The sequence below is a fragment of the Tenebrionibacter intestinalis genome (genome assembly GCF_016632365.1).
Classification (GTDB): domain Bacteria; phylum Pseudomonadota; class Gammaproteobacteria; order Enterobacterales; family Enterobacteriaceae; genus Tenebrionibacter; species Tenebrionibacter intestinalis.
Genome location: NZ_JAEPBH010000033.1, coordinates 1 through 12,757, shown reverse-complemented (window position 1 = coordinate 12,757; position 12,757 = coordinate 1). Strand labels below are relative to the sequence as shown.

Genomic DNA, 12,757 nt, shown 5'->3' with positions numbered 1-12,757 from the left:
CTACCGACGCCCTGCTCATCCGAGCGGGGCGTTTTCTTTTGTTTCTCAGAAAGGAAATTTCCATGCGCTTAGCCAGCCGCTTTGGCCGAATTAACCAGATCCGCCGTGACCGCCCGTTAACCCGTGAGGAACTGATGCAGCATGTCCCCAGCGTGTTCAGTGAGGACAGACACGGTTCCAGAAGTGAAAAATACGCTTACATCCCCACCATTACCCTGCTGGAGAACCTCCGGCGGGAGGGTTTCGAGCCGTTTTTTGCCTGCCAGTCACGCGTTCGCGACCAGAGCCGCCGGGAGCACACGAAGCACATGCTGCGTCTGCGCCGTGCCGGTCAGATAAAGGGTCAGCAGGTACCGGAGATCATTCTGCTTAACTCGCACGATGGCAGCAGTTCGTATCAGATGTTGCCTGGTTACTTTCGCAGCGTCTGCACGAACAGCCTCGTCTGCGGACAGTCGTTTGGCGAAATTCGCGTTCCACACAGGGGGAACGTGGTGGAAAAAGTCATTGAAGGGGCTTACGAAGTACTCGGTATCTTTGACCGGGTGGAAGAGAAGCGCGATGCCATGCAGTCGCTGATGCTGCCGCCACCGGCAAAACAGGCATTTGCCAGAGCAGCACTGACGTATCGCTTTGGTGAAGAGCATCAGCCGGTGACCGAAGCCCAGGTGCTCTCCCCCCGCCGCTGGCAGGATGAACAGAATGACCTCTGGACGGTATTCAACCGGCTTCAGGAAAATCTGCAGAAAGGCGGACTTGCCGGGCGAACCGCGCAGGGAAAGCGCAGCCGTACCCGCGCCGTGAAAGGTATCGACGGTGACCTGAAGCTTAACCGCGCGTTGTGGGTGATGGCGGAAGAGCTGCAGCAGGCACTGAGCTGATGCAGCACGTTCCGGCGAATACTGATCAGGCAGCAGTCTGGGCTGTCTCCCTGCAAAACCAGCCCGGCAGCCGCTCCATATCCGACGATGACCTCTGCGCCTGGTGCAGACATCTCTGCTACCGCCCCGGTGAACGCAGTCTGTGGCTGACGGCATCTGGCCCTCACGGTGCGATGCTGATGGCTATGCACAGTCCTGCCCACAGCTACGCCTGAACGTACCGCCGGCAGATATCACCAGCCGGTAGCACTGCACGCCTGTTGCCCAAAAACTCAAACGACCTGCACGCTCCTGTTCAGCGGGAGTGCGCTTATGACCTTTACAAAAGGAACCACTGACATGACTGATATGATCAACCTTAACAACACCCTCCCGTTACATCCATCCTCTGATGAACTGAGCGCTACGCTCGTTTCGGACGAACTGCGTGTGGACTTCTGGCCACAACACTTTGGCAACATACCGCAGTGGATAACCCTGGAGCCACGTATCTTTGCCTGGATGGACCGACTCTGCGCCGATTATCACGGTGGCATCTGGCAGTTTTACATGCTGAGCAACGGCGGTGCTTTTATGGCCCCGGAAGCAAATGAGGATACCAGTGAAAAATGGTCGCTGTTCAACAGTATGAATGGCAACGGCGCAGAGATGAGTGCAGAAGCTGCAGGCATTGCAGTCTGCCTCATTGCTTACAGCCACCATGCCTGTCGCACCGAATGCGATGCCATGACGGAACACTATTACCGTCTGCGGGATTACGCACTCAGGCATGCGGAATGCAGCACCATCATGCACATCATCGACTGAGGGAAACGCCATGAAACAACAGCTCCCTTTATTTGCCTCAGACCTGCCTGTCTCTGCACAAAAGACCATCCACAAGGCACTAACCCTTCTGGAGCGTCACTTACGCGAACCCGGGGCGTCATTTACGTCCAGCCATGCAGTACGTGACTGGCTGCGTCTGCAGCTTGCCACACAGGAGCGCGAAGAATTTACCGTGATCTTCCTCGATAACCAGCATCGGTTGATTACGCACGAAACCCTCTTCACCGGCACCATCAACCATACACAGGTACATCCACGGGAAGTGGTGAAAGCTGCGCTGAAACATAACGCTGCTGCCATTCTCGTGGCGCACTGCCACCCTTCAGGACACGCTGAACCCAGCGATGCAGACAGACGAATCACAGAACGCCTCAGGCAGGCACTGGACCTGGTGGATATCCGCCTGCTGGACCACCTGGTAGTGGGAGGTATGGAAATAGTCTCGTTTTCTGAGAGAGGCTGGCTTTAAGGAGGAAAATATCGATGAAAATTATCAGCAAGCGTCAGGCGATGGCGATATACCGCCAGCATCCGCAGTCCCGGCTGTTTCGCTTCTGTACCGGTAAATATAAGTGGTCCGGCAGTATCTGCCACTATGCCGGCCGGGAGGTACAGGATATCAGCGGTGTGCTGGCTGTCTTCGCTGAACGCCGTCAGGACCGTAACGGCCCCTTTGTCGTATTACGCAGCGTTACCCTGAATTAACGCATCATTAAGGATTACTTAAAATGCAAAACACAACGAATGCAGCAAAGCATGATATTTCTGAGCCCTGGTGGGGACTTAAACCCACCGTCACGCCATGCTTTGGCGCACGGCTGGTGCAGGAAGGCAACCACCTGCATTATCTGGCTGACCGCAGCACTATCGCAGGAACATTCAGCGACGCGGATTTACGCCACCTTGACCAGGCATTTCCGGTACTGCTCAAACAGCTCGAGTTAATGCTGGTTTCCGGTGAAATCAATCCCCGCCATCAGCACTGCGTCACGCTCTACGCAAAAGGGGTGACCTGCGAGGCCGACAGCCTCGGCTCGCATGGGTACGTATACATGGCAATTTACCCCACACCTGCAGCAACTGCGTAAACCTTCGAACTGCTTTCCCTCGTTTTAACCCATCAACAAAGAGATCAACTATGCAAACCCAGCCACTATCCTCCACGCAGGAGGTTACGCCACGCCAGTCGCCGGTGGAGATCTGGCACCGGCTTCTGAGTCACCTGCTGGACCGTCACTATGGTCTGGCACTAAACGACACCCCGTTTGGCAACGACAGCGTCATCCAGGAACATATCGACGCGGGTATCTCGCTATGCAACGCCATCAATTTTATCGTGGAAAAGTACGATCTGGTACGTACAGACCGTCGCGGTTTTAACGCAGAAACACAGTCGCCGCTTCTCACCAGTATCGATATTCTTCGCGCCCGCAAAGCCATCGGGCTGATGACCCGCAACGATTACAAAGTGGTGACCGATATCACCACCGGTAAATACAAAGAGGTGCAGCAATGAAGCTGTCTCTGACCGTGGAAGCTGATGCCGTCAATATACTGGCCCTCAACATGGGCCGAATCGCTGTTGATATCGACGGGATTGAACTGGCTGACCTGATCAATGTGGTCTGCGATAACGGTTATTCGCTTCGTGTTGCTGATGTCCCCGGAAAGGTGATTGTTGATGAAGATCCACTCCCGCCTGTCGCACGTCTCAGCGGCATCCAGTGCAGTACTTCTCACATCACCGAAGCCGACAACACCCTGCTGTTTGCCCTTTCACATCAGCATGAAGACTTTGGTGACAGTGAATGGATTCTGTACACCGGGTCGGGCTATCTGCTTCACCTGGGGGCGTGGTCGTTTCCGGTATTACGCCTCAAACGTCTCGGTCTGTCGAAAGCCTGTCGCCGCCTGGTGGTGGCGCTTATGCGTCGTTACTCCGTCAGCATTGTTCATCTTGATGCCTGTGGCGAAGTGCTACCAGGCTTTGCCACCTTTGACTGGTAACTCAACATCAATCACAACAAGGAGTTCTAATGCCAGAATTAACCACTGAGGTCGCTCTCAACATTCTGACTGGCTGGCTGCAGGACAATATTGATTGTGGCAGCGAGATTATCTTCGATAACGACGAAGACAACACTGACTCAGTAGCCCTGCTGCCCTGGATTGAACAGGCATTACAGGACGTTCGCGATCTCCGCCATCTGCAGCTTCTGCAACAGGCCAGAACAGATTAGCCCCGAGCCAGACTTATCACACGCACATAAGCGCCAGTCCTCACCGACTGGCGCTTTGCTTTTATATAGAGGACAGAAATGATGTCACAACTGACTCTCACCGACCCCGAAGTACTAACCGACCATACCGACGTGATTTGCTCCACCAGTATTGAGCGCATTGTTACCGGACGTAATGCCGCACTGGCGGAGATTGAAATGTTGATACAGCAGCTTGACGATATTTCAATGCTGACCCGCAGTATCGGGGGGAAAACCGCTCTGGACTGGGCCATGAAGCAGGACTTCCGCTGCGGCGGCTGGTTGATGGAAAAAAGAGAAACAGCAATGAAGGCCATTACCCGCAATCTAGATCGCAGCATATGGCGAGAGCTGATGAAGAAGTCCGGGATGCTCTCACTAATGGATGCCGAGGCCCGTAACCAGTGGTACAACAGCTTGGAAAAGGATGATATTCCGGCTATCAGCGAAGAGAATATTCTCAACACATTCGAGCAGCTGCATCTTAGTAAAGGTGACGTATTTGAACGTGGGGCGATAAATGTGTTTAAAGGTCTGAGCTGGGACTACAAGAGTAACAGCCCGTGTAAGTTTGGGAAAAAGATCATCGTTACAGGGCTGGTGAAATATGATCTTTGGGGATTTAGGCTTAGCTGGGGATGGCAACGTGATCGTCTGGCGGATCTTGAACGCATGCTGATGATCCTAGACGGAAAGCCTGTTCCTGACAATCGAGCTGATGTTACCCGTCGTCTCGGCGATCATATCCATGAAAACAGGCACAGTAATCACTATGAGGATGAGATGTTTGCAATCAAATATTTTCAGAAGGGAACAGCGCACATCGTATTCAAGAGACCTGAACTAGTCGATAAACTGAACGATATCATCGCCCGACACTATCTAGGGGCTTTGCCCAATAAACTCTAAGGAGCCAGGTTATGGTATCATTTTCAAACGCTGATGGTGCTCACTACGATTCCGTAAACAGCCAGGTTACCGTGCAATCCAAAACACTTCAGATGGACGTAAAAATTCCCCTTCAACCTTCTAGTTTTGACTTACTACAGATGGGGGCCTTATTGGGGGCACATGAATTAATCGAACAAACTAAATTATATTATTATCAATAAATTAAAACGCAAATTCGAAGTCTGCAGGGGACGCCATTTTTACATTACCCAGCATTACCAAAACCCGCGCAAAGACTGGCATCCTGTAATTTCATTGTACCCGTCGTTACCCATCATATATTGTCTACACCAGGTTTTTGCGGGCACATATTGCGGGCATAATATAAATGCCCACGGAATTATGCCCACATGCTGACAGTCAAACGGATAGAAGCCGCAAAGCCATCAGTTAAGGCATTCCGTATACCAGCAGATATTCCTTTATGTTCCGTTGTCAGGGGCGGATGCGCTATCGGTAGTGAAGAAAAGGGGGAAAACACTGCTAATTGGCCCCCTGGCCGGCTGTCTCGCTCACGCAAGCAAGGGCAAAGCAGTCTGGATATATAGAGCAAATCCCAGAAGGGATGCTACCCATTTACTTTCACAGTTCCTTATAGACACTTTCTGTTTCATTTATAACCCGTCGGCAACGACGCAATACATACCTTTTACCCACAAATACATTCGGCACACAAACCTGCCAGAATAAAAACATATGAATCAATAAGTTACTAAAGACATGAAACATGCTTTTCAGTTTGCGGAGGCGCTTGTAACCCTTATCAATTAGGGGTAAATTAACGGCGCCCATGCCGCCTGGCCCGGAAAAAGACGCAAGGCATCCCGCAAGCGTCTTTGTAAGCGTAACGGTCTATTGTTTTTCATAGTGCGGCACCGGCATTACCCGTTTCGATATAAGCGTGCAGCAGGTGCGTGGAGCAAAAGACGTGAAATACTTTTTGATGGGCGTTTCTGTAATTCTGATTTTGTGGGTCGGCACCTTCTTTTTGATGCTTGATTAACCTTGCTTCACGGAAAACGAAACGATGACAGGAGCCGGCAGACTCCTGTCAGTTAGTTGACAAAAAAAGGAAAAAACGGTTTTTTTCCTTCTTTGAAGTAAGCAGACAAAAAGCAACGCTTTGTTTTTCATTGTTTTTCATCCATCCTGTCTGCGACAGGATGGGGTTTGTCAGCAGGCTCCTGTTTACGTTTTATTGCCCGTTCGCCTCTGTTTTTTCTTCTGCGTGCAGCAGCCCTTCGGCACGAAACATTGCTTTTATACCGCGCACGGCCTGGCGGATACGATCGCTATTTTCAATCAACGCAAACCGCACGTGCGTATCGCCATAGTCCCCAAAACCGATACCTGGCGAGACACAAACTTTTGCCTCCGCCAGCAGTTTCCTGGCAAATTCCAGCGACCCCATTTGGGCATACGGCGCCGGGATTTTGGCCCAGACGTACATTGAGGCTTTTGGACACGCTACCTTCCACCCTGCTTCATGCAGACCTTTCACCAGAACATCACGCCGGCGTTTGTACTGTTCAGCGATGTCGCGCACGCACTGCCGATCGCCCTCCAGCGCAGCAATGGCCGCTACCTGTAACGGCGTAAAGGTTCCATAGTCGTGATAACTTTTTATACGCGCAAGCGCGGCTACCAGCTCACGGTTTCCTACCATAAAGCCAATACGCCAGCCCGCCATGTTGTAGCTTTTTGACAGCGTAAAAAATTCCACGGCCACATCGCGCGCGCCCGGCACCTGCATAATGGACGGCGCTTCCCAACCATCGTAGACGATATCGGCATAGGCCAGGTCATGCACTACCAGCACATCGTAACGCTTTGCCAGCGCCACAACTTTTTCGAAAAACGGCAGCTCTACGCATTGGGCTGTGGGATTTGACGGAAAACCAAGGATCATCATTTTCGGCCTGGGATAACTTTCACGAATAGCGCGCTCCAGTTCCGTAAAAAAGTCCACGCCTTCCACCAGCGGTACCGAACGCACCTGTGCGCCGGCGATGACCGCACCGTAAATATGAATGGGATAGCTGGGATTTGGCACAAGCACCGTATCACCGTGATCCAGCGTTGCCAGCATCAGGTGTGCAAGCCCCTCTTTTGAACCGATAGTCACAATCGCTTCGGTTTCAGGATCGATATCCACCTGATAGCGCATCTGATACCAGCGCGAAATAGCGCGACGCAAGCGCGGAATACCTCGCGAGGTGGAATAACCGTGGGTATCGGGACGCTGAGCAACGGTACAAAGTTTTTCAACGATATGCGGCGGCGTCGCGCCATCGGGGTTCCCCATACTGAGGTCAATAATATCTTCGCCGCGCCTGCGCGCAGCCATTTTTAACTCAGCGGTAATGTTAAAAACATAAGGGGGAAGGCGATCGATACGCGTAAAACGACGTGGAGAGCCTGAATTATCCATAAGTTCCTCAAATTACGTAAGCGCCCGGACCGTCCGAGCGACGTAGCCGCACCGGCGGCCAGTACAGAACATAACCTATAAAAATTTCTGTTGTCGAGAGGAATGAAGCATATTTTTCAGCCGGAAAAGAGGCTATTCACAAAAAAGCCTTCTGGTTTTTATCCCTAACGTAACTTATATGCGCCTGTTTTAGCATCAATTAAGCAACATGAAAATTAAAACGTGGTGACGGCGTTAAGCCCCAAAATTTATACACAACATTAAGCAGCCGTTCCGCCAGGCGCAGCCCGGTAGCGCTAAAAAGGCAGGGATTCTGCTGCATGCATTGCAGATTAATGTGCCGCAGGGGCTACAGCGCAGCGCGTGTCCAACCCGCACGCCGCCTGTTAACAATTAGCAATATCCCCTTTTGCTGCCTGGGATATCATCATTTCCAACCATAAGGCCGCAAGCGGCCCTGTTCCAGCCCTGTAATCTCGCTAATGCGGCGAAAAGCATTTGCAATGACGGATTCGGGCGGCAAGCTGATGGGTAACACAACGGTGCGCTGGCACAGAAAAAACAAAGCGCCGCGATTCCAGGCTGTGTTCCTTAATCCTCATGATGCTGGATTAAGGGACACAGCCTGATACGGGTCTTTTAAGGTTAAGCGGATGTTCCGTTCACTTAAGGCCTGGGTTCGAAACACACCGCCACGGCCTTTTGTCAGGCGCTGGCAGGTAATATGACGGGCATAAACAAAAACGCGCGCCGCAGGCAGCGGCACACGTAAAACAGCCCCAAAATATCAGAGGATCTGGCCCATTGCCTGGCGTAAATGCGCGCCTGCCCCGAGCAACCCTGGCTGTTCATGGGTAATAAGATACACGGGGATATCCTCTACAAAACGTCTGAGCCGCCCTTTATCTTCAAAACCACCGCGAAAACCAGAGGCTTTAAAAAACTCAAGGAAGCGCGGCACAATGCCGCCAGCGATATAAACGCCGCCCGCCGTACCCAGCGTTAACGCCAGGTTACCGCCAAAGCGCCCCATAATGACGCAGAACAGCGACAGCGCGCGCCGGCAATCCGTGCTGCTGCCATCCAGCGCGCGTTCGGTAATTTCTTTCGGCTGTAAATCTTCCGGCTGGCGGTTGTCTGATTTCACAATTGCGCGGTAGAGGTTAACAAGGCCGGGGCCTGAGAGCACCCTTTCAGCAGACACATGCCCAAACTCGCTGCGCAACTGCTCAAGAATAATATCTTCTTCTTCGCTGTTTGGCGCAAAGTCCGCATGCCCTCCTTCACCCGGCAGACTAATCCAACGTCTGTCAACGTGAACCAGATGCGCAACGCCCAGTCCGGTACCTGCGCCATACACCGCCACAGGCTTCCCTTCCAGCGGCTTATCGCCGCCAAACTGAATCAAGTGCTCCGGCTTAAGCATCGGAATCGCCATAGAGGCGGCGGTAAAATCATTAATAATTTCCAGATGCGTAAAACCTAAATTCCGCTTCATTTCAGCGATAGAAAATGCCCAGGTGTGATTGGTCATCGCGACCCAGTCGCCGGTAATCGGGCAGGCAATGGCCACACAGCCTGCGCTAATATTCATATTGCGCTCTTTCAGATAATCCTGTACTACCGCCTCCAGCGACGGATAGTCCAGGCCGGAATACGTTTTAACACAGTCTATCTCTCCATTTTTAAGGTTACACAGCGCCAGACGGGCATTAGTACCGCCGACATCCCCTACCAGGGCGTATTGGGTCATTATTTCCAGCCTCCACACAGGCTTAAGTGGCTAACACGCTAAAATTATGGTGCTACAACAACGATGAACATAACTCAGGCATCCTGTGAAAATCGACCCCTGTCGCAGAATTTCAGCAATCCTTCTCACCCTGCGGCGGTCGCTCATCCCATTGTGTCCTGAGCTAAATAGCCAAAGCGGGTATCAGTAATTAAAGGTAATACATCCCGTTACGGTATTCATCTTAATAAAGAAAGCACTGTCCGATTTAGGGCAGTACGCAGGTATAACGCTGAAACGGTATTTGAGAATTTTCTCAAAACAAATATTGTCGCCATCTTTCAGAGCGGCGATGAAGATATATTACGTTACCTCCCGATAAACTTGAAATTCACTGGTTTTTAACGACCAGAGATATCCTGAGGAGAAAAATATGTTGTTCAGGTCACTGTTTATCGGGGCCACTTTGCTGGCGCTACTCCCGTTTGGCGCAGGCGCGGCTGAAATTACTCTGCTGCCATCCGTTAAACTGCAAATAGGCGATCGCGATCGTTACGGGCACTACTGGGACGGCGGACGCTGGCGCGATCGCAACGACTGGTACAATAACTGGCACTGGCGCAAGGGACGCTGGCATCATGACCACGGCCGACATCATGGCTGGGATAAACGCCGCGCCTATGAACGCGGCTATTATGACGGGCGGCGCGACAGGGGGCCGCACGGCAGTTGGCGCAAACGACATCATTAATAAGCCGCCCCGCAATAGGGTGCTGTATCACAACAGCACGTCTGTTATCAGCCAGGCGTTGAGCGCCACGACCAGTGCCGCAATAATCCAGCCCAGCGTACTTACCCACTTTCCGTTGACCAGTTCCCCCATTAGCGCGCGGTTGCCGGTAAAGCACAGAAGCGGCACCAGCGCTAATGCAATACCGAAGCTTAGCAGTACCTGGCTCAATACCAGAATGCGCGTAGGGTCAAGCCCCATAAGAATAACGACAAACGAGGGTAGCATAGTCACCGTGCGGCGAACCCACAATGGAATATGAAAGCGCACAAACCCCTGCATCACAACCTGGCCGGCAAGCGTGCCGACGACGGTGGAAGAGAGCCCTGCGGCCACGAGACTCAGGCCAAAAATCACGGCAGCCGCGTCACCCAGCAACGGTTTAAGCGTTACATAGGCCTCATCCAGATCCGCAACGCCGGTATGGCCGCTAAAGTGAAACGCCGCCGCCGTAGCCATCATCGCCAGGTTAACGAACCCTGCAATGGCCATAGCGATCGAAACATCCCATTTTGTGGCGCAAAAACGTTCTTTTGCGTTGCCATCATGCAGATTTTGCGTTAACGAAGAGTGCAGATAAATGACGTGCGGCATAATCGTCGCCCCTAATACGCCGGCGGCGAGAAACACCGCCTCCCGGTTTGGCAACGAAGGCACTATCATCCCAACTGACAGCGCCGCAATCTGGGGCTGTGAAAAAACCAGCTCAACAATGTACGCCGCCGCAACAAACAGCAGCAGGCCGCCAATGACTTTTTCCAGCGGCTTTTGCCCACGGCGCTGTAGCATCAGAATCAGGAAAGTGGCGATGCCGGTCAGCACGGCGCCCTGCAACAATGAAACGCCAAGAATCAGCTTAAAGCCAATGGCCGCGCCGATAAATTCAGCAAGATCGGTCGCCATAGCAATAATTTCCGCCTGTATCCACCATACCCACACCAGCGGACGCGCAAAACGGTCACGAATATGCTCAGCGAGATTCCTGCCTGTGGCGATACCCAGTTTGGCAGAGAGCGTCTGGATCATCATTGCCATAAGGTTAGCCCATACCACTACCCACAATAACTGATAGCCAAACGATGCGCCCGCCTGAATATTAGTGGCGAAATTGCCCGGGTCGATATAGCCAATGGCTGCAATAAACGCAGGCCCCATCAATGCCAGCCTGAGTTTGCGCGCGGTACGCCCGGTAGTGTTCTCAACGCGACTGTTTGTCATCTCTGCCTCAAAGTATAGCCTTTGCTATGTTTCATCCTAACAAAATGAGAATGATTATCAAGCTCATTTGAAGGAGACGCCCTGATTGCTTTAAAAGAAATAAGCGCTGGAAATTGTGGTTAGTGGATGTTTTCGTAAAAATGCGTAATTTTAAAAATCGTTATGCATTTTAAAATTTTATCATTCTTTATGAAATTTTCCCTTCTTTACGTAAAAATATTAACAGCAGGATTGTTCACTATTTTGATGTTTATCCGCAGATCCTCATTATAGTATGCATTTCCTCTCGTTTTCTTGCTGGTTGTTACATAGAATGTGCGACGAAAGTAAACCTGACTCTACATCTGGAGCCACCATGTCCCGCATTTTACACTTCGTTCTGGCGCTTATCGTTGTTGCGCTACTGGCGCTGCTGGTCAGCCACGATCGTAAAAGTATTCGCCTTCGTTACGTGATACAGCTACTTGTTATAGAAATCCTGCTGGCCTGGTTTTTCCTGCATTCGGAAGTGGGCCTGGGCTTTGTTAAAGGGTTCTCCGCTATGTTCGACAAGCTGCTTGGCTTTGCGAACGAAGGAACAAACTTTGTGTTTGGGAAAATGAACGACGAGGGACTGGCGTTTTTCTTCCTGAAGGTACTGTGCCCTATTATCTTTATTTCGGCGTTAATCGGTATTCTTCAACATATTCGCATATTGCCTGTTGTCATCCGTTTTATCGGCACGGCGCTGTCTAAAGTTAACGGAATGGGGAAACTGGAGTCTTTTAACGCCGTCAGTTCACTGATACTGGGGCAGTCCGAAAACTTCATCGCCTATAAGGATATCCTGGGCAAGATGTCCCGCAACCGCATGTACACGATGTCGGCTACCGCAATGTCAACGGTTTCCATGTCTATTGTGGGCGCTTATATGACAATGCTGGATCCCAAATACGTGGTCGCGGCGCTGGTACTCAATATGTTCAGCACCTTTATCGTCCTGTCTATCATTAACCCTTATAAGGTAAACGCCAGCGAAGAGAATTTGCAGATGGCTAACCTGCATGAAGGGCAAAGCTTCTTTGAAATGCTGGGTGAATATATTCTGGCGGGCTTTAAGGTGGCCATCATCGTCGCAGCAATGCTGATTGGTTTTATCGCGTTAATTGCCGGTTTGAACGCGCTGTTTGCCGCCGTGCTGGGGATTTCATTTCAGAGCATTCTCGGACATATCTTCTGGCCTGTCGCCTGGGTAATGGGCATACCAGCGTCAGAAGCATTACAGGCGGGCAGTATTATGGCGACCAAGCTGGTGGCGAATGAGTTTGTAGCGATGATGGATCTGCAGAAACTGTCCGGTACGCTCTCTGTACGCGCCGAAGGTATTCTATCCGTATTCCTGGTATCGTTCGCCAACTTTTCCTCCATCGGAATTATCGCTGGCGCCATCAAAGGCCTGAATGAAGAACAGGGCAACGTGGTTTCTCGCTTCGGCCTGAAACTGGTTTACGGCTCAACGCTGGTTAGCGTGCTGTCGGCCGCAGTTGCCGCGCTGGTGCTGTAAACGTCGCAGTAAATAAAAAACCAGGGAGCCGATTCAGTTTGTTGACAAAGAAGGAAAAACGGGATTTTTCCTTCTTTGTCGTGAGCAGGCGAAAATCAATGCGTTGATTTTCCTTATTTTTT

General features: G+C 51.5%; 15 protein-coding genes. 12 read left to right on the top strand and 3 right to left on the bottom strand.

Features of this window, described 5'->3' with window-relative positions; translation table 11 throughout:
* Positions 1-62: 62 nt before the first annotated feature.
* The 10 genes from JJB97_RS12825 to ypdK all read left to right on the top strand — a co-directional run bounded on the left by JJB97_RS12825 (position 63) and on the right by ypdK (position 5,924).
* Complete coding sequence (locus tag JJB97_RS12825; RefSeq protein WP_134933850.1) at positions 63-881, top strand: DUF932 domain-containing protein; 819 nt, start codon at positions 63-65, stop codon at positions 879-881.
* Positions 882-1,229: 348 nt separating this feature from the next.
* Positions 1,230-1,688 carry an antirestriction protein gene (locus JJB97_RS12820; protein WP_399198526.1) on the top strand — a complete coding sequence of 153 codons (459 nt, stop codon included), beginning with the start codon at positions 1,230-1,232 and terminating at the stop codon, positions 1,686-1,688.
* A gap of 10 nt (positions 1,689-1,698) precedes the next feature.
* On the top strand, positions 1,699-2,178 hold the full coding sequence (gene radC / locus JJB97_RS12815) for a RadC family protein (protein WP_238714390.1): 480 nt from the start codon (positions 1,699-1,701) through the stop codon (positions 2,176-2,178).
* Positions 2,179-2,192: 14 nt separating this feature from the next.
* Positions 2,193-2,414: a DUF987 domain-containing protein gene (locus JJB97_RS12810; RefSeq protein WP_137229970.1), complete on the top strand. Its 222-nt coding sequence runs from the start codon at positions 2,193-2,195 to the stop codon at positions 2,412-2,414.
* A 23-nt stretch (positions 2,415-2,437) separates the two neighbouring features.
* Entirely contained in the window at positions 2,438-2,797 is a 360-nt protein-coding gene (locus JJB97_RS12805; RefSeq protein ID WP_238714389.1) for a type IV toxin-antitoxin system YeeU family antitoxin, read from the top strand.
* 50 nt (positions 2,798-2,847) lie between these two features.
* The gene (locus JJB97_RS12800) at positions 2,848-3,225 is read left to right on the top strand and encodes a TA system toxin CbtA family protein (protein WP_238714388.1); all 378 of its coding nucleotides are present in this window, start codon (positions 2,848-2,850) and stop codon (positions 3,223-3,225) included.
* A complete protein-coding gene (locus tag JJB97_RS12795) occupies positions 3,222-3,716 on the top strand; it encodes a DUF5983 family protein (protein ID WP_238714387.1) in 495 nt (164 codons plus the stop codon). Before JJB97_RS12800 ends, JJB97_RS12795 begins: the two co-directional genes overlap by 4 nt.
* 29 nt (positions 3,717-3,745) lie before the next feature.
* Positions 3,746-3,949: a hypothetical protein gene (locus JJB97_RS12790; RefSeq protein WP_238714386.1), complete on the top strand. Its 204-nt coding sequence runs from the start codon at positions 3,746-3,748 to the stop codon at positions 3,947-3,949.
* 81 nt (positions 3,950-4,030) lie between these two features.
* Positions 4,031-4,879: a DUF4942 domain-containing protein gene (locus JJB97_RS12785; RefSeq protein ID WP_238714427.1), complete on the top strand. Its 849-nt coding sequence runs from the start codon at positions 4,031-4,033 to the stop codon at positions 4,877-4,879.
* A 943-nt stretch (positions 4,880-5,822) separates the two neighbouring features.
* On the top strand, positions 5,823-5,924 hold the full coding sequence (gene ypdK, locus JJB97_RS18770) for a membrane protein YpdK (protein ID WP_399198516.1): 102 nt from the start codon (positions 5,823-5,825) through the stop codon (positions 5,922-5,924).
* A gap of 192 nt (positions 5,925-6,116) precedes the next feature.
* Here ypdK and alaC read toward each other — a convergent pair whose 3' ends face one another.
* The gene (gene alaC, locus JJB97_RS12780; RefSeq protein ID WP_238714385.1) at positions 6,117-7,352 is read right to left on the bottom strand and encodes an alanine transaminase; all 1,236 of its coding nucleotides are present in this window, start codon (positions 7,350-7,352) and stop codon (positions 6,117-6,119) included.
* Positions 7,353-8,139: 787 nt separating this feature from the next.
* Positions 8,140-9,105, bottom strand: a complete 966-nt coding sequence (gene glk / locus JJB97_RS12775) for a glucokinase (protein WP_238714384.1) — start codon at positions 9,103-9,105, stop codon at positions 8,140-8,142.
* 415 nt (positions 9,106-9,520) lie between these two features.
* On the opposite strand from glk, the gene JJB97_RS12770 reads away from it, so the two are divergent.
* Positions 9,521-9,835, top strand: a complete 315-nt coding sequence (locus JJB97_RS12770; protein WP_238714426.1) for a DUF2502 domain-containing protein — start codon at positions 9,521-9,523, stop codon at positions 9,833-9,835.
* A 27-nt stretch (positions 9,836-9,862) separates the two neighbouring features.
* Here the strand turns inward: JJB97_RS12770 and JJB97_RS12765 are convergent, their stop codons facing one another.
* Complete coding sequence (locus tag JJB97_RS12765) at positions 9,863-11,092, bottom strand: Nramp family divalent metal transporter (protein WP_238714383.1); 1,230 nt, start codon at positions 11,090-11,092, stop codon at positions 9,863-9,865.
* Positions 11,093-11,447: 355 nt separating this feature from the next.
* Between JJB97_RS12765 and JJB97_RS12760 the strand changes: the two genes are divergently transcribed.
* Positions 11,448-12,635 carry a NupC/NupG family nucleoside CNT transporter gene (locus JJB97_RS12760; protein WP_238714382.1) on the top strand — a complete coding sequence of 396 codons (1,188 nt, stop codon included), beginning with the start codon at positions 11,448-11,450 and terminating at the stop codon, positions 12,633-12,635.
* Positions 12,636-12,757: the final 122 nt, after the last annotated feature.